This is a genomic window from Neisseria sp. P0013.S005 (genome assembly GCF_051958425.1).
GTDB lineage: Bacteria > Pseudomonadota > Gammaproteobacteria > Burkholderiales > Neisseriaceae > Neisseria > Neisseria subflava.
The window spans coordinates 54,602-76,373 of record NZ_JBQCVL010000007.1; the positions used below are offsets into that span (position 1 = coordinate 54,602).

General features: G+C 52.1%; 17 protein-coding genes and 1 pseudogene. 12 read left to right on the forward strand and 6 right to left on the reverse strand.

Annotation, left to right across the window (positions count from 1 at the left end; genetic code table 11):
• Positions 1 to 10 precede the first annotated feature (10 nt).
• A complete protein-coding gene (gene metG / locus ACTHTA_RS08110; RefSeq protein WP_440364393.1) occupies positions 11 to 2,467 on the forward strand; it encodes a methionine--tRNA ligase in 2,457 nt (818 codons plus the stop codon).
• A 23-nt stretch (positions 2,468 to 2,490) separates the two neighbouring features.
• The gene (locus ACTHTA_RS08115) at positions 2,491 to 2,685 is read left to right on the forward strand and encodes a hypothetical protein (RefSeq protein WP_049328774.1); all 195 of its coding nucleotides are present in this window, start codon (positions 2,491 to 2,493) and stop codon (positions 2,683 to 2,685) included.
• A 109-nt stretch (positions 2,686 to 2,794) separates the two neighbouring features.
• Here ACTHTA_RS08115 and rsgA read toward each other — a convergent pair whose 3' ends face one another.
• Complete coding sequence (gene rsgA, locus ACTHTA_RS08120; protein WP_308887760.1) at positions 2,795 to 3,661, reverse strand: ribosome small subunit-dependent GTPase A; 867 nt, start codon at positions 3,659 to 3,661, stop codon at positions 2,795 to 2,797.
• Positions 3,662 to 3,812: 151 nt separating this feature from the next.
• On the opposite strand from rsgA, the gene ACTHTA_RS08125 reads away from it, so the two are divergent.
• The 5 genes from ACTHTA_RS08125 (at position 3,813) to ACTHTA_RS08145 (ending at position 8,658) form a co-directional block, all read left to right on the forward strand.
• Positions 3,813 to 4,430, forward strand: coding sequence for a tellurite resistance TerB family protein (locus ACTHTA_RS08125; RefSeq protein ID WP_049328449.1), 618 nt, complete (start codon positions 3,813 to 3,815; stop codon positions 4,428 to 4,430).
• A gap of 99 nt (positions 4,431 to 4,529) precedes the next feature.
• Complete coding sequence (locus ACTHTA_RS08130; RefSeq protein WP_049352487.1) at positions 4,530 to 5,450, forward strand: patatin-like phospholipase family protein; 921 nt, start codon at positions 4,530 to 4,532, stop codon at positions 5,448 to 5,450.
• 108 nt (positions 5,451 to 5,558) lie between these two features.
• Complete coding sequence (locus tag ACTHTA_RS08135) at positions 5,559 to 7,415, forward strand: ribonuclease catalytic domain-containing protein (protein ID WP_308887759.1); 1,857 nt, start codon at positions 5,559 to 5,561, stop codon at positions 7,413 to 7,415.
• A 135-nt stretch (positions 7,416 to 7,550) separates the two neighbouring features.
• The gene (locus ACTHTA_RS08140; RefSeq protein ID WP_308887758.1) at positions 7,551 to 7,778 is read left to right on the forward strand and encodes an exodeoxyribonuclease VII small subunit; all 228 of its coding nucleotides are present in this window, start codon (positions 7,551 to 7,553) and stop codon (positions 7,776 to 7,778) included.
• Positions 7,762 to 8,658: a polyprenyl synthetase family protein gene (locus ACTHTA_RS08145; protein WP_308887757.1), complete on the forward strand. Its 897-nt coding sequence runs from the start codon at positions 7,762 to 7,764 to the stop codon at positions 8,656 to 8,658. The genes ACTHTA_RS08140 and ACTHTA_RS08145 overlap by 17 nt, the downstream gene beginning before the upstream one ends.
• A gap of 214 nt (positions 8,659 to 8,872) precedes the next feature.
• Here ACTHTA_RS08145 and ACTHTA_RS08150 read toward each other — a convergent pair.
• Both ACTHTA_RS08150 and ACTHTA_RS08155 read right to left on the reverse strand, forming a co-directional pair.
• Positions 8,873 to 9,532, reverse strand: a pseudogene (locus ACTHTA_RS08150) (IS5 family transposase); the annotation flags it as partial.
• A gap of 58 nt (positions 9,533 to 9,590) precedes the next feature.
• Complete coding sequence (locus ACTHTA_RS08155) at positions 9,591 to 10,259, reverse strand: TetR/AcrR family transcriptional regulator (RefSeq protein ID WP_308887755.1); 669 nt, start codon at positions 10,257 to 10,259, stop codon at positions 9,591 to 9,593.
• 401 nt (positions 10,260 to 10,660) lie between these two features.
• On the opposite strand from ACTHTA_RS08155, the gene ACTHTA_RS08160 reads away from it, so the two are divergent.
• The 3 genes from ACTHTA_RS08160 to ACTHTA_RS08170 all read left to right on the forward strand — a co-directional run bounded on the left by ACTHTA_RS08160 (position 10,661) and on the right by ACTHTA_RS08170 (position 14,777).
• Positions 10,661 to 12,706 carry a TonB-dependent receptor gene (locus tag ACTHTA_RS08160; protein WP_308887753.1) on the forward strand — a complete coding sequence of 682 codons (2,046 nt, stop codon included), beginning with the start codon at positions 10,661 to 10,663 and terminating at the stop codon, positions 12,704 to 12,706.
• Between the two features lie 329 nt (positions 12,707 to 13,035).
• Complete coding sequence (locus ACTHTA_RS08165; RefSeq protein WP_283114150.1) at positions 13,036 to 13,434, forward strand: extensin; 399 nt, start codon at positions 13,036 to 13,038, stop codon at positions 13,432 to 13,434.
• 116 nt (positions 13,435 to 13,550) lie between these two features.
• On the forward strand, positions 13,551 to 14,777 hold the full coding sequence (locus ACTHTA_RS08170) for an MFS transporter (protein ID WP_308888534.1): 1,227 nt from the start codon (positions 13,551 to 13,553) through the stop codon (positions 14,775 to 14,777).
• Between the two features lie 175 nt (positions 14,778 to 14,952).
• On the opposite strand, the gene ftsY is transcribed toward ACTHTA_RS08170, so the two are convergent.
• Positions 14,953 to 16,485, reverse strand: a complete 1,533-nt coding sequence (gene ftsY / locus ACTHTA_RS08175) for a signal recognition particle-docking protein FtsY (RefSeq protein ID WP_308888048.1) — start codon at positions 16,483 to 16,485, stop codon at positions 14,953 to 14,955.
• A gap of 145 nt (positions 16,486 to 16,630) precedes the next feature.
• On the opposite strand from ftsY, the gene msrAB reads away from it, so the two are divergent.
• Positions 16,631 to 18,199 carry a bifunctional peptide-methionine (S)-S-oxide reductase MsrA/peptide-methionine (R)-S-oxide reductase MsrB gene (gene msrAB, locus ACTHTA_RS08180; protein ID WP_308888046.1) on the forward strand — a complete coding sequence of 523 codons (1,569 nt, stop codon included), beginning with the start codon at positions 16,631 to 16,633 and terminating at the stop codon, positions 18,197 to 18,199.
• Between the two features lie 622 nt (positions 18,200 to 18,821).
• Here msrAB and purB read toward each other — a convergent pair.
• Positions 18,822 to 20,192 (reverse strand): adenylosuccinate lyase, encoded by a 1,371-nt coding sequence (purB, locus tag ACTHTA_RS08185; RefSeq protein ID WP_070749732.1) that lies wholly within the window; start codon positions 20,190 to 20,192, stop codon positions 18,822 to 18,824.
• Positions 20,193 to 20,402: 210 nt separating this feature from the next.
• Between purB and ACTHTA_RS08190 the strand changes: the two genes are divergently transcribed.
• Positions 20,403 to 20,843, forward strand: a complete 441-nt coding sequence (locus ACTHTA_RS08190; protein WP_440364635.1) for a surface-adhesin E family protein — start codon at positions 20,403 to 20,405, stop codon at positions 20,841 to 20,843.
• Between the two features lie 333 nt (positions 20,844 to 21,176).
• Here ACTHTA_RS08190 and ACTHTA_RS08195 read toward each other — a convergent pair whose 3' ends face one another.
• On the reverse strand, positions 21,177 to 21,746 hold the full coding sequence (locus ACTHTA_RS08195; RefSeq protein ID WP_314590675.1) for an L-threonylcarbamoyladenylate synthase: 570 nt from the start codon (positions 21,744 to 21,746) through the stop codon (positions 21,177 to 21,179).
• Positions 21,747 to 21,772: the final 26 nt, after the last annotated feature.

Consider the following 21,772-nt stretch of genomic DNA (forward strand, 5'->3'; position numbering starts at 1 on the left):
AGCACAAACCATGACACGCAAAATCCTTGTCACTTCCGCGCTGCCGTATGCCAACGGCAGTATTCACCTCGGCCACATGGTCGAACACATCCAAACCGACGTTTGGGTGCGCTTCCAAAAACTGCGCGGCCACGAGTGCCACTACTGCTGCGCCGACGACACCCACGGCACGCCCGTGATGCTTGCCGCGCAAAAACAAGGCATCGCGCCTGAAGACATGATTGCCAAAGTGCGCGAAGAGCACCTCGCCGACTTTACCGGTTTCAACATCGGCTACGACAATTATTACAGCACCCACTCCCCTGAAAACAAACAGTTTTCCCAAGACATTTACCGCGCGCTGAAAGCCAACGGCAAGATTGAGAGCCGCGTCATCGAGCAGCTTTTCGACCCCGAAAAACAAATGTTCCTGCCCGACCGCTTTGTCAAAGGCGAATGCCCCAAATGCCACGCCCAAGACCAATACGGCGACAACTGCGAAGTTTGCGGCACGACCTATTCCCCGACCGAACTGATCAACCCGTATTCCGCCGTATCCGGTGCCAAACCCGAATTGCGCGAATCCGAACACTTCTTCTTCAAACTGGGCGAATGCGCCGACTTTCTCAAAGCCTGGACTTCCGGCAACAACCCGCACGACGGCAAGCCCCATCTGCAACCCGAAGCCCTCAACAAAATGAAAGAATGGCTGGGCGAAGGAGAAGAAACCACCCTGTCCGACTGGGATATTTCCCGCGACGCGCCGTATTTCGGTTTTGAAATCCCCGACGCGCCGGGCAAATACTTCTACGTCTGGCTGGACGCGCCCGTCGGCTACATGGCGTCGTTTAAAAACCTGTGCGACCGCATCGGCATCGATTTTGACGAATACTTCAAAGCCAACAGCCAAACCGAGATGTACCACTTCATCGGCAAAGACATCCTCTATTTCCACGCCCTGTTCTGGCCCGCCATGTTGCATTTCTCCGGCCACCGCGACCCGACCGGCGTGTACGCACACGGCTTTTTGACCGTGGACGGACAAAAAATGTCCAAATCGCGCGGCACCTTCATCACCGCCAAATCCTATCTGGAACAAGGCCTGAACCCCGAGTGGATGCGCTACTACATCGCCGCCAAACTCAACAGCAAAATCGAAGACATCGATTTGAACCTGCAAGACTTTATCAGCCGCGTCAACAGCGACCTCGTCGGCAAATACGTCAACATCGCCGCCCGCGCGTCAGGTTTCATCGCCAAACGCTTTGAAGGTCGTCTGAAAGACGTTTCAGGCAGCGCATTGCTGGCAAAACTCGCTGCCGAAAGCGACACCATCGCCGAGCAATACGAAAACCGCGAATACGCCCGCGCCCTACGCGACATCATGGCATTGGCAGATGCCGTGAACGAATACGTCGATGCCAACAAGCCGTGGGAGCTGAACAAATTTCTGGAATCTCCGAAATACAAATGGAGATTTACTAAGAAAGACAATGCTAAATTAGCAAACTTACCTGACTTGAATTCTGACTTGAATGATGAACTTTTTACCAAACCAGTCATTATTAAAAATGATTTAGCTGATTTAAATAAATTTATTAATTCACTTCCTAAAAATAAAAAAGATATTTTCCAAAAAGAAAAAGAAACTTTCTCATTGGAAAACTATGAAAAAGTTAAAGAATCAATTCTAAGGTATTCACAAAAGGAAGGAAGAAAAATTCTCGAGGATTATAATAATGCCCCTAACCACAGCCCATACCCCCTGAGCTTAGAGGAAATTCAATCTGAAGATTTGGCGACTACTATTGCTGACTTATGGATCAATATTAAGGTACTGGATACGTATCATATATTAGATGATTTGCTGCACGAAGTATGCAGCGAACTCATCAACGCCTTCACCATGCTGACCGCCTACCTCGCCCCCGTGTTGCCGCAAACCGCCGCCAACGCCGCGCGTTTCCTCAATCTGGACGCGATTACTTGGGCAAACACGCGCGAAACCTTGGGCGAACACGCCATCAACAAATACGAACATTTAATGCAACGAGTGGAGCAAAAACAAGTGGACGATTTAATCGAAGCCAACAAACAAAGCATTCAGACGACCCCCGCGCCTGCCGCCGAAGAGAGCAAATACGAAAAAGTCGCCGAACAGGCCAGCTTTGACGACTTCATGAAAATCGATATGCGCGTCGCCAAAGTATTGAACTGCGAAGCCGTCGAAGGCAGCACCAAACTCCTGAAATTCGACCTCGATTTCGGTTTTGAAAAACGCATCATCTTCTCCGGCATCGCCGCGTCTTACCCAAATCCTGCCGAATTGAACGGCCGCATGGTCATCGCCGTCGCCAACTTCGCCCCGCGCAAAATGGCAAAATTCGGCGTATCCGAAGGCATGATCCTCTCCGCCGCCACGGCAGAGGGCAAACTGAAGCTCCTCGACGTTGACGCAGGCGCACAGCCCGGGGATAAAGTGGGCTAAGTATCAAATCTTAAGGAGAAACCATGTTAAACCTTTCCGCACCGGTACTTAAAGAAATTGAGTTGCTTCATGATGCAGGCTTATCGGTTGGCGCTATTGTTGCAGTGTTGCGTCTGAAGTTTCCGGTAGAGCTCCATGATCGGGAGGACAAGAAAATTGAAGAAGCCGTGCTTCTCATGATCAATCCGCCACGAAAAGCACCGTCTCTTTCCCGCTAAGGTAGCGATACCGGTTGAAAGGTAAATTTGGTTATACTTCAACAAAAGGCCGTCTGAAATTTTCAGACGGCCTTTTTATTTATCCAAACACTTAGTTTTCGTTAAAACTTTATCTCAACAATTCATCGGTAACGCGTTGCAGAAATTCGATGCGCTCGGGTCTGGCTTCGCCTGATTCGGCAGCGACTTTGACGGCACAGCCGGGTTCGGCGCGATGGGTGCAGTTGTGGAAACGGCACTGGCCGATAAGATGGCGCAGATCGGGGAAGTATTGCAACAGGTCGGCGGCTTGGAGATGGTGCAGGCCGAATTCTTGCAGGCCGGGGGAGTCGATGAGTCGGGTTTCTGCGTTTAAATCGTATAGTTGGGCGTGGGTGGTGGTGTGTTTGCCGGAGTCAAGCGCGGTGGAAATGTCGCCGGTTCGGGCGGCTTGGTTGCCGAGTAGGGCGTTGGTCAGGGTGGACTTGCCCATGCCGCTTTGTCCGAGCAGGATGTTGGTTTGCCCTTCTAAAATGGGACGCAGGATGTCGGCATTTTCCAATGCGTTGGTTTCAACCACGGAGTAGCCGAGGGTTTCGTAGAATTTGAGTTTCTCGCGCCATTGGGCGGTTTCGGGCAGGTCGGCTTTGTTGAGGACGATAACGGCGTTAATGCCGGCCGCTTCTGCCGCGAGGAGGGCGCGTTGCAACAGGGCCTCGCTGGGTGAGGGGCTCGCGGCAGTTACGATAAGGAGTTGGGTAACGTTGGCGGCAATCAGTTTGGTTTTCCATGCGTCTTGGCGGTAGAGCAGGCTTTCGCGCGGGAGGTAGTCTTCAATCACGACTTGTTCGCCGTTGATGGGGCTGATGCGGACTTGGTCGCCGCAGGCGAAATCGACGCGTTTTTTTCGGGTGGTGGCGTCATATGTTTGGCCGTCGGGGGTGCGGACAATATAGCGGCGGCCATAGCTGGTAATGATTTGGGCGGTATCGGTCATGATGGGGTTTATTGTTTGGAATGGTGTGATTGTACCGAAAGTCGGCTATGGCCGTCTGAAAACTTGTTTGCACCTTTTAACTTTCTTTGGCTTGGTTTTTTGGTGTTTCTGCCCTATATTTGCAATGTATTTGTTTTCAGGAGATTTTTTTATGGATTTCAGTCAGTTGCTCAATCAGGTTTTGGGTGCGGCTCAAAAAGGTAGCAAAGCGGTTGCGGACAGCCCGCTCAATTCTTTCGGCGGCGGCGCGTTGACGGGTGCTTTGGCATCAATGCTGTTGAAAAAGAAAAACACGAAGAAGCTGGTCAAGGCCGGCTCGGTCGCTGCTTTGGGTTTTCTGGCTTATAAAGGCTATCAAAACTGGAAACAAAACCGCCAGCAGGAAGAATTGCCGCAAAGTGCGTTCCAACCTGCCGGTCTGATTGGTGAAAACCACAGCCGTGTGATTTTGCAAACGATGATTGCGGCGGCGGCTTCAGACGGCCTGATTGACGATGCGGAACGCGCGGCCATTGAGCGTGAAAGCGGCAACGATGCGGAAATGGCGGCATGGCTGCAGGCTGAATATGCGCAACCGGCCTCTATCGAGCAAATTGCGGCTGCGGTCGGCAGCGACGAGGCTTTGGCAGCCGAAACTTATCTGGCGGCCAGATTGGTCTGCGCGGACTTGTCGCGCAAGGAAATCGTGTTCCTGAGCCGTTTGTCCCAAGCTTTGAATTTGGACGACCAGCTGGTCGAAAGCTTGGAAAAACAGCTCGAATTGGCTTAAGCTTGATTTAAAAGGCCGTCTGAAACCTAATTTCAGACGGCCTTTCGACTTAATTTCAGAGTAGAATAACCCTTTCGACATATTAAAGGCTGTCTAAACATGAATAAACTTTTTTCCACATTCAAAACGTTTTTAGCCACTTCATCCGTCTTGGTATTGGCTGCCTGTCCGAGTGGCAACGCGCCGCAATCCAAACCTTCTGCGCAGGGTCAAAATACGGTTTCGCGTCCTGCACCCAAACCGAAAGCCACAGTTGCGCTGGCTTTGGGTGGCGGCGCGTCCAAAGGCTTTGCCCATATCGGAATTATTAAGGTTTTGAAAGAAAACAATATTCCGATCAAAATCGTTACCGGTACATCCGCCGGCTCGATTGTCGGCAGTATGTACGCTTCGGGAATGTCGCCCGACCGCCTCGAATTGGAAGCGGAAATTTTGGGTAAAACCGATTTGGTGGATTTGACCTTGTCCACCAGCGGCTTCATCAAAGGCGAAAAACTGCAAAACTACATCAACCGCAAAGTCGGCAACCGCCCGATGCAGCAGTTCCCCATCAAATTTGCCGCCGTTGCGACCGATTTTGAAAGCGGCAAACCGGTGGTGTTCAACGTCGGCAATGCCGGACAGGCCGTCCGCGCTTCCGCTTCGATTCCGAACGTGTTCCAACCTGTCGTCATCGGCAACCGCAAATATGTAGATGGCGGCCTGTCGCAACCCGTACCGGTCAGCGCGGCGAAAAAACTGGGCGCAAACTTCATCATTGCCGTCGATATTTCCGCCCGTCCAGCCAAAAACGTCAACCAAGGCATGTTCTCCTATCTTGACCAAACCTTCAACGTAATGAGTCAAACTGCGTTGCGCCAAGAATTGGGACAAGCCAATGTGGTCATCAAACCACAGGTTTTGGAGCTGGGTTCGGTTGGCGGTTTCGACCAAAAACAACGCGCCATCCAACTGGGCGAACAGGCCGCACGCGCCGCCCTGCCTGAAATCAAACGCAAACTGGCGGCATATCAGTATTAATCATCCGCCGTTTGAACAGGCCGTCTGAAAGTATGTTTTTCAGACGGCCTTTCTTGTGCAAATCTGCTAAAATCACGCGTTTCCTACAAATCATAAAATCCTAAAAAAATGAATATCTTTTACGAAGAGTCCGGCCAATTCAAAGTTGCCTCCATCGTCCAAAAAAACGACGCCACCTATCAAGTCGATACCCAACACGGCAAGCGCACCAAAGTGAAGGCAAACAATGTCTTTGCCGAGTTTGACGGCGATATGGCGGTATTTTTGGAGAACGCGCAGGCACAGGCGGCGGACATCGACACCGATTTATTGTGGGAAGTATGCGGCGAAGAGGAATTTACCGCCGAGGCGATTGCCGAAGAATATTACGGTCATGCGCCGACTAAAACCGAGCTAGCGGCGACTTTGATTGCGCTTTACGCCGCGCCGATGTATTTCTACAAAAAAGCCAAAGGCGTGTTCAAAGCCGCGCCCGAAGAAACCTTAAAACAAGCGCTTGCCGCCATCGAACGCAAAAAACAACAAGACGCGCAAATCGACGCTTGGGCGGAAGCCTTGAAACGCGGCGAGATGCCGTCTGAAATCGCGGCGGATTTGAAAACCATCTTACACGCGCCCGACAAGCAGTCGCTGACCTACAAAGCCTTTACCAAAGCCGCCGACGAGCTGAAAATCTCCGCCTACGAACTGGCGAAAAAAACGGGCGGCATTACGTCCATTCCCCAATACCTGCAAGACGGGTTTGAAATCAAATATTTCCCCAAAGGAACAGGCTTCCCCGACCTTCCGCTTCCTGAAATGCCCGACTTGCCCAAGGCTGACGTTACCGCCTTTTCCATTGATGACGAATCGACCACCGAAGTGGACGATGCCTTGAGCCTGACCGACTTGGGCAATGGCATGAAACGCGTCGGTATCCACATCGCCGCGCCGTCGCTTGCCATTAAACAAGGCGACAAAATGGAAAAAAACATCATGGAACGCTTAAGCACGGTTTATTTTCCCGGCGGCAAAATCACCATGCTGCCCGAAAACTGGATCGCCGCGTTCAGCCTTGATGCAGGTGCATACCGCCCTTCCATCAGCATTTATTTCGATGTGGACAGCGAGTTCAACGTCGGCGCGCCAACCTGCAAAATCGAAGCGGTCAACATCGCTGAAAACCTACGCATTCAAACCATCGAGCCGCATTTCAACGCCAAAACCGGCTTGGACGAAGCAGGCGAAATGATGTTCGCCCACCATCAAGACCTGATTTGGTTCTATCAATTTGCCATCTCCTTGCAAAAAGCGCGTGGCAAATACGAGCCTGACCGTGCGCCGCAATACGATTACAGCATCGAATTGGATGAGGAAGGCAACGTATCTGTCGTCTGCCGCGAACGCGGTTCGCCCATCGATACGCTGGTCAGCGAGATGATGATTCTTGCCAACAGCACTTGGGCGCAAATGCTGGACGAAAACGAGCTGCCCGGCCTCTTCCGCGTCCAACCGGCAGGCAAAGTGCGCATGAGCACCAAATCCGAGCCGCACATCGGCATGGGCGTGCAGCATTACGGCTGGTTTACCTCGCCGCTGCGCCGCGCCGCCGACTACATCAACCAAAAGCAGCTGATCAGCCTGATCGACGACACTGCCGAGCCGCTGTATCAAAACAGCGATGCCGAGCTTTTCGCCGCGTTGCGCGACTTTGATGCCGCCTATACAGCCTACGCCGACTTCCAACGCCAAATGGAAGCCTACTGGAGCCTCGTCTATCTGCAACAGCAAGACATCAGCGAGCTGACGGCCACCATCCTCAAAGAAGACCTCGTCCGCATTGAAGGCCTGCCGCTGGTAACGCGCGCGACCGGTATTCCGTTTGACGCGCTGCCTAAATCGCAGGCATTGTTCAAAATCACCGAACTGGATGCCGAGAAGCAGTTTATCGCGCTCAACTATCAAAAAGCCGTTTTACCCGGCTGATAACGTTGTTCCGTTTGAAAAAAGGCCGTCTGAACTCAGAAACAGAAATCTTTGATTTCGTTTTCACCCCTGTTCAGACGGCCTTCATCATCTAAAAATGCTACAATTCCCCTTTTCTGCCCATCATTTCATACCATGAAAAAAAACGCCCCCCAATCCTTTGAAGAAGCCTTATCCCGCCTCGAAACCCTGACCCAGGCCATGCAAAGCAGCGAAATGCCGCTGAAAGACGCTTTGGCCGCCTATCAGGAAGGCAACGAATTGGTCAGATACTGCCAAACCAAATTGGCGGAAGTCGAGCAAAAACTGCAAGTATTGGATGCCGGCGAACTGAAGGAGTTGAACCTTGAACCCGGCGAATGAACTCAAAACATGGCAGCAAAAAGCTCAAGCGCAAACCGAATTGCTGCTGGCGCATTTTTTGCCGTCTGAAAGCCAAGTGCCGCACACGCTGCATGAAGCCATGCGTTACGTTACTCTCGGCGGCGGCAAACGGCTGCGCCCGCTCTTAGTGCTTGCCGCGTCCGAATTGGGCGAAGCAAACCAAAATGCCGTCGAGCAGGCCATGGCGTCCATCGAAATGGTACACGTCTATTCGCTGGTTCACGACGATATGCCGGCGATGGACAACGACAGCCTGCGCCGCGGCAAACCGACCTGCCATGTGCAATACGATGAAGCAACCGCCCTTTTGGTCGGCGATGCGCTGCAAACCCAAGCCTTTGATGTATTGAGCCGTCCGACAGGTCTGTCTGCCGAGCGCCAGCTTGCCATGTTGTCCACGCTGGCCCAAGCATCCGGCAGCCTCGGCATGGCGGGCGGACAAGCCATCGACCTTGCCAACGTCGGCAAAGCCATGAATCAGGCCGAATTGGAACAGATGCACAGCCTCAAGACCGGCGCACTCATCCGCGCGGCCGTAGCCTTAGGCGCACTTTCCTGTCCAGACTTAACACCGGCTCAAATCCAAACCTTAGACCACTACGCCGCCAAATTGGGCCTGGCTTTCCAAGTGATCGACGATGTATTGGACTGCGAAGCCGATACCGCCACCTTGGGCAAAACCGCCGGCAAAGACTCGAACAACGACAAACCGACCTACGTCAAACTGATGGGCCTGCAGACCGCGCGTACTTACGCAGAAACGCTGATTGCAGAAGCCGTTGCCCTGATCGAGCCATTCGGCGACAAAGCCCTGCGCCTGCGCCAACTGGCCGAGTTTGTTACCGCACGGAAAAACTAAACCTGCAAATAAATAAAGGCCGTCTGAAACCTGATTTTGGGTTTCAGACGACCTTTTTAACAGCCTGAGACCTTTGCAAAAAAGCCTTTCCTCCAACAGCCGAAATCCAAACACAGGTTTTCGGCTGTTTTTGTTTCAAATATCCACTGATTCTACTCAAATACCCCCTTAATCCCCCTTGGATACCTGATTAATCAGGCATCCGGACCGCCTTTTAGGCGCAAACAGGCACGCTTAGCCTGTTAGCCGCTTTCAACAGGTTCAAACACATCGCCTTCAGATGGCTTTGTGCGCTTACTTTGAGCAGACCAAAATAGGCTGCCCGGGCGTAGCGGAATTTACGGTGCAGCGTCCCGAAGCTCTGTTCGACCACATAACGGGTCTTCGACAAATATCGGTTACGCTTTGTTTGATTTTCCGTCAGCGGACGGTTGCGGTGGGCTTTGCGCATAATGCCGTCCTGCAACTGGTGTTCTTTCAGATGTTGTCGGTTTTCCGCACTGTCATAGCCTTTGTCGGCATAGACGGTCGTACCTTTGGATAGTCCTTCCAACAAAGGCAACAGGTGTTTGCACTCATGGGTATTGGCGGGGGTGATGTGCAGTTTCTCGATATAGCCTTCCTCATCGGTACGGGTATGTTGTTTGTAACCGAGTTTGTAGAGGCCGTTTTTCTTTGTCCAACGGGCATCTTTATCTTTACTCGGTGTGGTTTGGCCGCTGACTTGTCCTTCTTCATCGACTTCTATGGCCTGACGCTGTTTGCTGCCGGCGGTCTGAATAATGGTGGCGTCAATGACGGCGGCGGATGCCTTCTCTACTTTTAGGTTTTTTTCGGTCAGTTGGCGGTTAATCAGTTCCAGCAGTTCAGACAGGATTAAAACGTCGTCTGAAAATCGACAATTCGTTTTCAGACGACGTTTTATGAGAAATTCAGCAAATCCCTTTCATCTTCCCCAAAAAATCAATCTCCTCACCCGTACCTTCCTCCCCTGCCAAACCGTGCAGCAGTAATCCTAATACGTCTTGCGGCAGCTTTTGCGGCGCAACGGCATAAAGCGCGGCCAGTTGCGGATGGCGCATCAATATATCCGCCTGACGGATGAACAGGTCGATGAGTTCCACCGGCAAATCGGGCTGAATCAGGCGGCGTTGTTGCAGGGTGTGGAAGAAGCTGCGCATAAAGGCGTATTTTTCTTCGTTCAACTCATGGAAAAACCGCTCCAGCTCCAAATCGGTGTTTTCTTCGATGTCACGCAGGAAGGTGGCGGAATAAAGCTCGTCGAACGACTGCTGTTGCAGGGCGAAAACGGCTTCGGCGGCTTCGCGCAGGCTGCATTGCCGTGCAAGCAGTGCCTCAAATTCGGCACGGACGCGGTTTTTCTGTTCGGTAACGATTTCCTCCAAAAGCGCGTTTTTGCCGCTGTAATATTTGTAAAAGGTAACGCGGCTGACGGCGGCCTCGGCGCAGATTCCGCCTACGGATACGGCGGAAAAACCGTGTTCGCGGAACAGGCGGCGGGCGGTGTCGGTGATGGTTTGTTGTTTGCTGGCAGTCATAACGGTAGGAAGGTTTTGATTTTGTTCATAAAGGGTTTTCATTAAAGTTATCCGCAAGTCGGATACTCATCATATTTCCCCACGACGGCAATGGCAATACGGCGGCGTTTCAGACGACCTCTTTCCTTATCCCGCCGCTCCGCCCTATGGATGAGGGCTGTCGGATGCTTAGCAGGCCAAATTCATAAAAGTCGCAGAATCGCCCTCCCCAACCTTCTCCCGCCGAATGGGAGAGGGAATTGTTTTTAGATGGTTCACTGTAAAAAGGGGGAAGTAAAGTGAATGATAAACACTTGCATTCCTGTTTTTTGTTTCTTATACTTTACATTAATAGTTTATTTTATGTAAATGTGTAAACAACAAATATTTGCATACTGACGGAGCGGTTGGATTGTCTGATGTTCAATCCGCCCCCGACGTATGCCGTCTGAAAGGATAAGGAAATGCAGAGACCTACCCTCCGCCGCCTGCCGCTGCTGCTTGCTGCCGCTTTCGCCTCCGAATGGATTTATGCCGCCGATGCGGCGCAAGATGCGGAACAAGTGCAGTTGGAAGAAGTCGTCGTCACCGGCGAACGCACCAACCGCAGCGGCTTTGAAACCGCCACATCCAACCGCGTTTTCACCGCGCCGAACATCGACCGCAGCGGCCACAATCTTTCCGCAACCGACTTGCTCAAACAGACCGTGAACACGGTGGACTTGGGCAGCGGCAACGATTTGCCGACCGTGCGCGGCGTGGACGGCTCCGGCCCCGCCGTCGGCGCGGTGGCATTTTTCGCGGGCACGCGGCCGCGCCTGAACCTGTCCATAGACGGCCGATCCGCCACTTACAACGAATACGCCTTCGGCACGCAGTCGCTGTGGGACATGCAGCAGGTGGAAATCTTGCGCGGGCCGCAAAGCCATGTGCGCGGGCAGAACGCGGTGGCGGGCGCGGTGGTGATGCGTTCCAAAGATCCGACCGACGAATGGGAAGGCGCGCTGCGCTTGGGTTTGGGCAACCAAAAAACGCGCAACATCGCCGGCGTAGTGTCCGGCCCGATTGTGAAAAACAACCTTGCCTTCCGCCTGAGCGCGGAGCGGCAGCAGCGCGAAAGCTACGAGCCGTTCGTGTCCTACGAGCCGACCGGCAACCCGCGCCGCGTGGAAAACACCAATGTGCGCTTCAAACTCCTGCTCACGCCCGAAAACCATCCCAATTTTTACAGCCGCCTGACACTGAACCACATCCGTTCGCGCGCGCCGCAAAACGAAATCATGGGCAACACCACCAGCCGCCGTTTTTTAAAAGAAAAGCCCGTGTTCGTAACCGGCTCGACATCGGGCATCTGGGACGTATCGTGGCAGCTTAACGACTATCTGAAACTGGAAAACAAACTGATTTACGGCCGCTACCACAACGAGCGGCTGCACCTGCCGATGACCGTCAGCCCGCAAGGCGTGCCCGCCGAACTCAAAGGCCGCGAACTGCAATGGGAGCCGGTATTGCATTTTTCCAACAAAGGCCGTCTGAAAGGCTTTGCCGGACTGCACTACTTCCGCAGCAAACAAGACGAATGGGTAGATATCCGCAGCGTCGGCGGCCGCAATACCTTTGACGACCGCAACAGCGTGCGCGCCCTGTTTGCCGAAACCGCATACAGCCCCAGCGAAAAATGGGACATCACGGCCGCCGCACGCCTTGAAAAAGAAACGCACAAACGACGCGGCGGCAGCGGCGCACTGCACCTCGATTTAGACAAAGGCCAGACCGTGTTCCTGCCCAAAATCGACATCGCCTTCAAACCCACCGACCAATGGGTCAGCGGCATCAAAGCCGCGCGCGGCTACAACCCCGGCGGCGCGGGCATCACCTTCGGCCGCCCCGTCGTAACCTACACTTATGAGCCCGAATATGTGAACAACTACGAGTGGTACACCCGCTGGCGCAGCGCAGACCGCCGCCTGCAACTCTCCGGCAACCTGTTCCTGAACCACTACCGCGACATGCAGCTCCCCTTCTATCTCGGCACCAACTCCGTCGTCATCCGCAACGCCAAAAAAGTCCATACCTACGGCGCAGAACTTGCCGCCGACTGGCAGGCCACCGACAGCCTGAAACTCACCACCGGACTGGGACTGCTCAACACCAAAATCAAAAGCTATCCCAACAGCGGCATCGAAGGCAACAAACTCGGCCGCGCGCCCAAATACACCGCCAACATCGGCGTGAAATACCTGAACGACAAAGGCTGGGAAGCCGGCGGCGACGTGCGCTTCTACGGCGGCTACTATTCCGCCGCCGACAATGCCGAATCAGGCAAAATCGGCGCGTACAACCAAGTCAACCTCTACACCGCCTACAACTTCAAACAAGGCCGCGTCTCGCTCTACGCCGACAACGTGTTCAACCGCCGCCGCCCCATATTCATTTCCAGCGCCGACCGCCAAGACGCGCTCTACCAACGCCCCAGAAGCGTAGGCGTGAGCGCGGAATGGAAGTTTTAGGCGAAGCTGAAATGATGGAGGCCGTCTGAAACAATCGTAGGTCGGGCATCAATGCTCTACCTACGGTGACTGGAATAACGAAGGTCGTCTGAAACGGCCGTAACAACCGATTATCGTCATTAGCTTACGCAAGTCCGCTTCGCTACCCCCGCGCAGGCGGGAATCCAGACTCATCCGCACAGAAACTTATCGGATAAAGAAGTGCCTTCGAGTCTCCATTCTGGATTCCCGCCTGCGCGGGGGTGGCGGCACAAGAAATCTAATAAAAAGCCAAGCATAAATGCCCAACTATTGACCTACCCTGCTTCCCCAACACCCAAAGGAATCCCATGCACTACTTCACCCCCGTCAAAACCCTGCCCGAAGGCGCCATCTACCTGACCGACCTGACCCACGTCGCCGACTTTTCCGACTGGCTGGCAGAATTCGAAACCCTGTTAGACCAAAATCGCCGCTTCGCCACCGTCTGCACCCCGATGCGGCGGCAGGTGAGCGACGAACAGCGCATTGCCGACCGCAAAACCTACATCGAATGGATAAAGGCACACCGGCCGCAACTCGCCGAACACTGCGCCGCCATGCTCCTCATCGAACCCGACGCGGCGCAACTGCAATTCTTCCGCGAACAATCGTCCAAACTCGCCCCCGCGCTGGGCGTGAACTATATCGTCGAAGCCGACGAGCAAACCGCCCTGCTGCGGGCGGAAGAAGCGTTGAAGGCCGTCTGAAAAAGACTGCAAACACCGATAGCGGTTTTCGGCCGCAAATCGGCTGCACACGCTTGATTTTTTTATTTTCAGACGGCCTTTACCTTCACACGCTCCGCCCCAAGGAAAACCAACCCATGTCGCAACCCCCCGCATCCCCCGCCCTGCGCGACTGGCTGCTGCTTATCGGCGGCAGTACCTACAAATTCACGCTGACCAGTTTTTATCTGGTCGCGCTGGTCGCTATTTTGAAAAACCACGGTTACAGCCTGAACCAACTGAGCTGGATACATTTAATCGGCGGTATCGAAGCGGCGAAGGTGTTGTTTGCCGCGCTGATGGAGCGGCGGCCGGCGGGGCGGTTCGGGCGGTTTCGCGGCTGGCTGCTGGCGGCGACGCTGGGGCTTTCGGCGGTGTTCGGGCTGATGGCCTGCACCGACATGACACGGAATTTCCCGCTGCTTTTGACCTGCTGCGTTTTGCTCTCGGCCATGTCGGCGGTGTACGGCTGCGCGATGCTGGGCTTGTCGTGCATCGTCCTGCCGCACCGCGAACGCGGTTTCGGCGGCGTGATTCAGACGATGGCGGCGCGCGGCGGCAAGATGATCGGCGGCGCACTGGTATTGTGGCTGTATCAGGAATACGGGCAGACGGCGGCGGCGGGCTTTATGCTGGCGTTCACCCTGCTGATGCTACTGCAACTCTTGTGCTACCGCGAGCCGGACAGCCCGACGGCGCAAGGCGGTTTGACGGCGTTGGCGGCGCGGCTGGTCTCCTTTTGGCGACAGCCTGAAACGGGCTGGCGGTGGCTGGTTTTGCTGTTTGCCGTTGCCGCGCCGTATGCGTTTGCGGCTGCGACTTTTGTGCCCAAGCTGGCGGATTTGGGCTTCTCCCCGAAACAGACGGGCGGGATTCTGGCGGTGGGGATTCCCGTTGCCTGCCTGATTGTTACGCCGCTGTCGGGCTGGTTTTCGCGCAATTATCCGCGCCGCAAACTCGTGTTCCTGCTCTACGCGCTGCAACTGCCGCTTTTGGTGTCCATGACCGCCATCGACGCGCTTGCCCGCGTCCACCCTTGGCTGCCGCCCGCGCAAATCATCGCCCTGAGCCTGAGCTACACGCTGCTGCTGCCGGTGATACTGGCGTTGGTGATGGACAAATCCGACCGCGCCACCGCCGCACTCGACAGCAGCCTGCAATTCTCCGTGGTTCTGCTCGGCAGTTACGCGGCCGGTTTCGCCGCCCTACGGCTGGCAAAGGCGGTCGGCTATGCCGATGCGTATTGGATGGCGGTGGGCTTGGCCGTATTGGCGGGCGGACTGCTGTATGCGTGCCGAGACCTGTTTGATTCAGACGAGCCGTAAGACTCAAAGAAAGGCCGTCTGAAAAGCTGAAATAGGGTTTTCAGACGGCCTTCCGTTATTTTCCGCTACTCTTGCGCTATGATTTCCACGCCCGCTTCTTGCAAGGCGAGATCTTTGCAAAATACGGCTCAGAAACCCCCCGCAAACTGCGTTCACAAAGCCTCAGCCTGTCTGTTTAATCCAATAGGGCATCTACAAACGCTTTGGCATTAAACGGACGCAAATCGTCGATGCCTTCGCCTACGCCGATGTAGCGGACAGGAACAGGGCGGTCGGAGGCAAGGGCGGCAAGGATACCGCCTTTGGCCGTACCGTCGAGTTTGGTGACGATAAGGCCGGTCAGACCCAACGCTTCGTCAAAGGCTTTCACTTGGTTGACGGCGTTTTGACCGATGTTGGCATCAAGTACGACGATGATTTCATGTGGCGCATCAGGCATGGCTTTTTGCAACACGCGCTTCACTTTTTTGATTTCTTCCATCAAATGAAGCTGCGTCGGCAGACGGCCGGCAGTATCGGCCAGCACGATGTCGATTCCGCGCGCTTTCGCGGCTTGGACGGCATCAAAACAAACGGCTGCGGAATCGCCCGTAGTTTGCGAAATTACGGTCACATTGTTGCGCTCGCCCCAAGCTTGAAGCTGCTCACGCGCGGCAGCACGGAAAGTATCGCCTGCCGCCAACAACACAGATTTTCCCTGCGCTTGGAAGTATTTGGCCAATTTGCCGATAGATGTGGTTTTGCCTGCGCCGTTGATACCGGCAAGCATAATCACGAAAGGCTCCTTAGTTTCCGGCAAGACCAGAGGTTTTTCCAAAGGCTTAATCAAGTCGTACAGCGCATCTTTCAGCGCGCCGCGCAATTCGTTGCCGTCTTTGAGGCCTTTGAGGCTGACACGGTCGCGCACGTCTTTCATCAAGTATTCGGTGGCTTCCATGCCCATATCGCTGGTAATCAGCACGGTTTCTAGCTCTTCGTACAAATCCTCGTCAATCTGTCCGCCGCCGAACACGCCGGCCAACGATTTTGCCATTTTGTCGCGTGATTTGGTCAAGCCTTGTTTCAAACGCGCAGCCCAACTGAGCTTGTGTTCTTCTACCGGAGCAGGGGCTTCAGCCGGTGTTTCCCCAACGGCTTCTTGAAATTGCTCGACAGCTTCGCTAACTGCTTCAACAACTTCTTCTTTGACCGCTTCGGCTTGTTCTGCTGCTTCCTCAGCAGCCTCGGCCACTTCAGACGGCATCTCGGCAACGATTTCTTGAACCTGTTCAACAGCCTCGCTGACGGTTTCAACAGCCGCTTCTTTTGCCGCTTCAGCCTGTTCTGCTGCTTCCTCAACAGCCTCGGCTACTTCAGACGGCATCTCGGCAACGGTTTCTTTTACCTGTTCAAGAGCCTCGCTGACGGTTTCAACGGCCGCTTCTTTTGCCGCTTCAACGTGTTCTTCTACTTTCTCAACTGTTTCAGACGGCATTTCGGTTAAAGCTTCCCGAACCTGTTCGACGGTTTCGCTGACAGTTTCAACAGCCGATTCGACAACTGATTCAACATGCCCTTTGACGCTTTCTGCTAAAGATTCGGCATCTTCTTTAATATTTTCAACTACTTGAGCAACTTCAGATTCTACTTTTGCTGCGGTTTCCTGAACTTGAGCCTCCTCAGGAGCCGGAGTTTCCTGTTTTTTCTTGCGACGGAAGAAGCTGAACATTAAATTTTCCTTTTAATTTTAGAAACTTGAAATAAGGAGTATTGTAGCGTATTTTACGTGGCAAGGTCGTCTGAAAATCAAGGTTGTCAGGTTTTGGCATTTCCAACGTCTAACGAAACAAACCATCCACACAGGAAACATAGAGATGAATCCCCGCACATTATTTTCACTTTGCACCAAGTTCGGCTGCCTGCTTGCGCTTGGCGCCTGCTCATCCAAAATGATGGATACCGAAGCCGCAACCATACCGCAGGCATTGTCCTCGTTGAAAACCCCTGACAACCGCCCTGCCAGTGTTTTTCTGAAAAAAGACAAACCCACCCTGATTAAATTTTGGGCAAGTTGGTGTCCTTTGTGTTTGTCCGAATTGGGACAAACCGAAAAATGGGCGCAAGATACAAAATTCGGTTCTGCCAACCTGATTACCGTTGCCTCGCCCGGTTTTCTGCACGAGAAAAAAGACGGCGACTTTCAAAAATGGTATGCCGGTTTAAACTATCCTAAGCTGCCCGTCGTTACCGACAACGGCGGCACCATCGCCCAAAGCCTGAATATCAGCGTTTACCCTTCGTGGGCATTAATCGGCAAAGACGGCGACGTGCAGCGCATCGTCAAAGGCAGTATCAACGAAGCGCAGGCATTGGCTTTAATCCGCGACCCGAATGCCGATTTAGGCCGTCTGAAAAATTCGTTCTACAAACCCGACACACAGAAAAAGGATTCAGCGATCATGAATACGCGCACCATCTACCTTGCCGGCGGCTGCTTTTGGGGCTTGGAAGCCTATTTCCAACGCATAGACGGCGTGGTTGACGCAGTATCCGGCTACGCCAACGGCAAAACGGAAAACCCAAGCTACGAAGACGTGTCCTACCGCGATACAGGCCATGCCGAAACCGTCAAAGTCACCTACGATGCCGACAAACTCAGCCTCGACGACATCCTGCAATACTATTTCCGCGTCGTTGACCCGACCAGCCTTAACAAACAAGGCAACGACATCGGCACGCAATACCGCAGCGGCGTGTACTACACCGACCCTGCCGAAAAAGCCGTCATCGCCGCCGCCCTCAAACGTGAGCAGCAAAAATACCAACAGCCCCTCGTCGTCGAAAACGAGCCGCTGCAAAACTTCTACGACGCCGAGGAATACCATCAGGACTACCTGATTAAAAACCCCAACGGCTACTGCCACATCGACATCCGCAAAGCCGACGAACCGCTGCCGGGCAAAAGCAAAGCCGCCCCGCAAGGCAAAGGCTTCGACGCGGCAACGTATAAAAAACCCAGTGATGCCGAACTCAAACGCATTCTGACCGAAGAGCAATACCAAGTGACCCAAAAAAGCGCAACCGAATACGCCTTCAGCCACGAATACGACCATCTGTTCAAACCCGGCATTTATGTGGACGTCGTCAGCGGCGAACCCCTGTTCAGTTCCGCCGACAAATTCGATTCCGGCTGCGGCTGGCCGAGCTTCACCCGCCCGATTAACGCCGCCGCCGTTACCGAACACGACGATTTCAGCTACAACATGCGCCGCACCGAAGTGCGCAGCCATGCCGCCGATTCGCACTTGGGACACGTCTTCCCCGACGGCCCCAAAGACAAAGGCGGCCTGCGCTATTGCATCAACGGCGCAAGTTTGAAATTCATTCCTTTGGAAGAAATGGACGCAGCCGGCTACGGCGCATTGAAAGACAAAGTGAAATAACGGTTTGAATCGAAAAAGGCCGTCTGAAAAAGATTTCAGACGGCCTTAAATTTATAATTTATTTAGTCATGTCATAAAATGATGCGATAGAAAGTATTAAATACATTACTGATATCAAAATATATTTAATTTTTTTATCTCTAATTTCTCCCCACAAATTCAAGCATATAGGAAGCATCGTAAACACTAGAACCGCAATATTAAAACATAAAAGAAAGAGATATCCTTTAGAACTATCTTTCCAAAAGGGTATAAAAAAACTTGTACATATCGAGAATCCAATTAGAAAAGAGACAATGCTATTTAAAATATCAATAATTCTTGCCTCTATTTGAATAGAAACAAGATACGGAAAATTACATAATTGTAAAAACCTAAGAAAATGAAGATATGCCAATAATACATATATTGGAGTCAAACCCATGAAAGTATCAAATATATTTTTAAAAGGAATTTTTCCATGGAAATGTAATATGCTGACTAACAAGCCGATTGGTAACCATACAATCAAATTTTCCTTACTTAGAAAATATTTAGACATTTAAAACTTTCTTCATTATTTTCATACTATATATTTAATTCAAAAAAAGCCATTTGAATCTTCAAATGGCTTTTTTATAAATCAAATTCGTTTTGCCAACTCTTCGGCTTTGCCCACATACAACGCAGGGGTCAGCTCAAGCAATTTGGCTTTGGCTTCTGCCGGAATTTCTAACGATTCGATAAAGAGTTTCAACACTTCAGGCGTAATGCCGTCTTTACCGCGTGTCAGGTCTTTCAGCTTCTCGTAAGGATTGGCCACGCCGTAACGACGCATTACGGTTTGAATCGGCTCGGCCAGCAGCTCCCAAGTAGCGTCCAAATCGGCAGCAAGGGCGGCAGGATTCGGCTCAAGCTTGTTCAGACCGCGCAGATGGGCGGCAAAGCCCAATACGGTATAGCCCACGCCTACGCCCATATTGCGCAATACGGTGCTGTCGGTCAGGTCGCGCTGCCAACGGGAAATCGGCAGTTTTTCAGACAAAAAGCCCAATACGGCATTGGCCATACCGAGGTTGCCTTCGGAGTTTTCAAAGTCGATCGGATTGACTTTGTGCGGCATGGTGGAAGAACCGACTTCGCCTGCTTTGACTTTTTGTTTGAAGTAACCCAAAGAAATATAGCCCCAAACATCACGGTTAAAGTCGATCAGAATCGTGTTGACACGGCTGATGGCTTGGAAGAATTCCGCCATATAGTCGTGCGGCTCGATTTGAATAGTGTAGGGGTTGAAGGTCAGGCCGAGGCTGATTTCAACGAAGTTGCGGCAATGGGTTTCCCAATCCACATCGGGATAAGCGACCATATGGGCATTGTAATTGCCGACTGCGCCATTAATTTTGCCGAGGAACTCTTGCGCTTGCAGGTTTTTAAACTGACGTTGCAGGCGGTACACGACATTGGCGATTTCTTTACCCAGTGTGCTTGGTGTAGCAGGCTGGCCATGCGTGCGGCTCATCATAGGGACGGCAGCCAACTCATGCGCCATGCCGGTCAGTTTTTCGATGATTTCAGCCAGTTTCGGCAGCAAAACAACCTCACGCGCTTCTTGCAGCATTAAAGCGTGGGACAGGTTGTTGATGTCTTCGCTGGTGCAGGCAAAGTGGATGAACTCGCTGGCAGCAGCCACTTCAGGCACGCCGGAGAAGCGTTCTTTAAGCCAATATTCGATGGCTTTAACGTCGTGATTGGTGGTCGCCTCAATGGCTTTGACGGCGGCGGCATCTTCAAGCGAGAAATTTTCGATCACTTTGTCGATTTCGGCAAGCGTAAAATCGCTGAAAGCAGGAACTTCTACAATCTTAGGCTCGGCGGCAAGGGCTTTGAGCCAGTTTAATTCAACTTTGACACGCGCACGCATCAGGCCGTATTCGGAAAAAATCGGACGCAATGCTTCAACGGATTTGGCGTAGCGGCCATCTAATGGGGAAAGTGCAGCGATAGGGTTAATCATGTCGGATCTTCCTATGGGATGAAAACCAAATTGTTTGCAATTATACATGATTTTACACTCCAAGGCCGTCTGAAAGACAGGTTTCAGACGGCCTTTTCAGCGTATTTTTCATAAAATTCTTTTCAGAGGTTCAACTTTGCAAAATCGATTTACGATATATGCCATCTTCACGGATAATATCGGCTGACTTTCTGTAAATAATGAGGTTTTATGAATATCAAACGTTTTTCCCTAGCTGCAACCGTATTTGCGGCTTTGATGTTGAGCGCCTGTGAAACAACCACCACATCGAGCGGCGGCGGCAGCTGGACCAATATCGGTACCATCTCTGAAGGCAATATCAAAGTGGCCATTGATAGGAGCAGCATTAAAAGAAATGGTGCACTGGTTACTTTCCGCGATAAAAAAACCGTTTCCAAACTGAAAGAGGAACGTTTCGTCAACACACCGGCCTATAAAACAGCCATCGGCAACTGGGAAATTCATTGCTCGAACAAAACCTATCGCCTGGCAGCGCTGCAACTGATGGACGAACACGGCCGGGTGATTTCCAACCAAAGATATACGCCGACCAGCATCCGCCCAATGAGCGTCATGAGCGGCACGATTACTGAAAAACAATACGAAACTGTGTGCGGACATAAGCTTTAATCCACACTTATTCACAAAGTTATCCACAGTTTAAATATTTAAAAGGCCGTCTGAATGCTTTGAATATCAAGTTTCAGACGGCCTTTTTATGTTTTGATGGAAATTTATCTTCAAATTTATCCACAAAATTTGTTTATTCAAAAATAATTTATTACAGCGATTCATTTACGCTCAAAGTTTGCTGCATTCTTTCACAAAATACTGCTTTATCCTCTAGACTGCTATGCATCAAACTGAATCTGCACTAAATGCTTTTCACACAGGTATTCCAATCTTTTAGAAAAAATTTGCTTCTCCAAATAAATACCTTTCCTTTGAAAATACAATTCTTCTTTAACGCAGCCTTGCCCCTGTTTCTCCGTCAATAATCTGGCTAGGCGTTTTCTGCTTACCTATCAATCCGCCTACAACCCAGACTTTCCTGCCAAACTGTCTTCTGACTTCCCTTTCCGTTTTGCACGCCCGTTTTCCTGCGCGATTGCATGAAGTAGAGACTAAAGGCATTTCCAAAACCTGACACAAACGTCTTGCACCTGCGTGCGCAGGAACCCTGACAGCTAATTTACTACGTCTTTTTCCCCGCAATGAGGGCAATACTTTTTTGCCGACCGGCAATAAAAAAGTTTTTGGAGCCGGCCATGCTTCATGCAGCATGGTTTGGATATTTTCAGACGGCCTTTGCAGCAAAGGTTGCAACTGTTCCAAGCTATGTCCAATGACAATCATGCCTTTATGTTGCGGTCGTTTTTTCAGATGAATCAGTTGATTGAGCGCTTTGGGCAAAGTAGGGATACAGCCCAAGCCATAGCAAGACTCGGTAGGATAGGCGACCAAACCGCCTTTTTTAAGATGCGCCTGCAGCCTACGTTGGGCTGCAGCCGATAAAATTCTGGGGAACATCATCATATACCAAGGCCGTCTGAAACTGC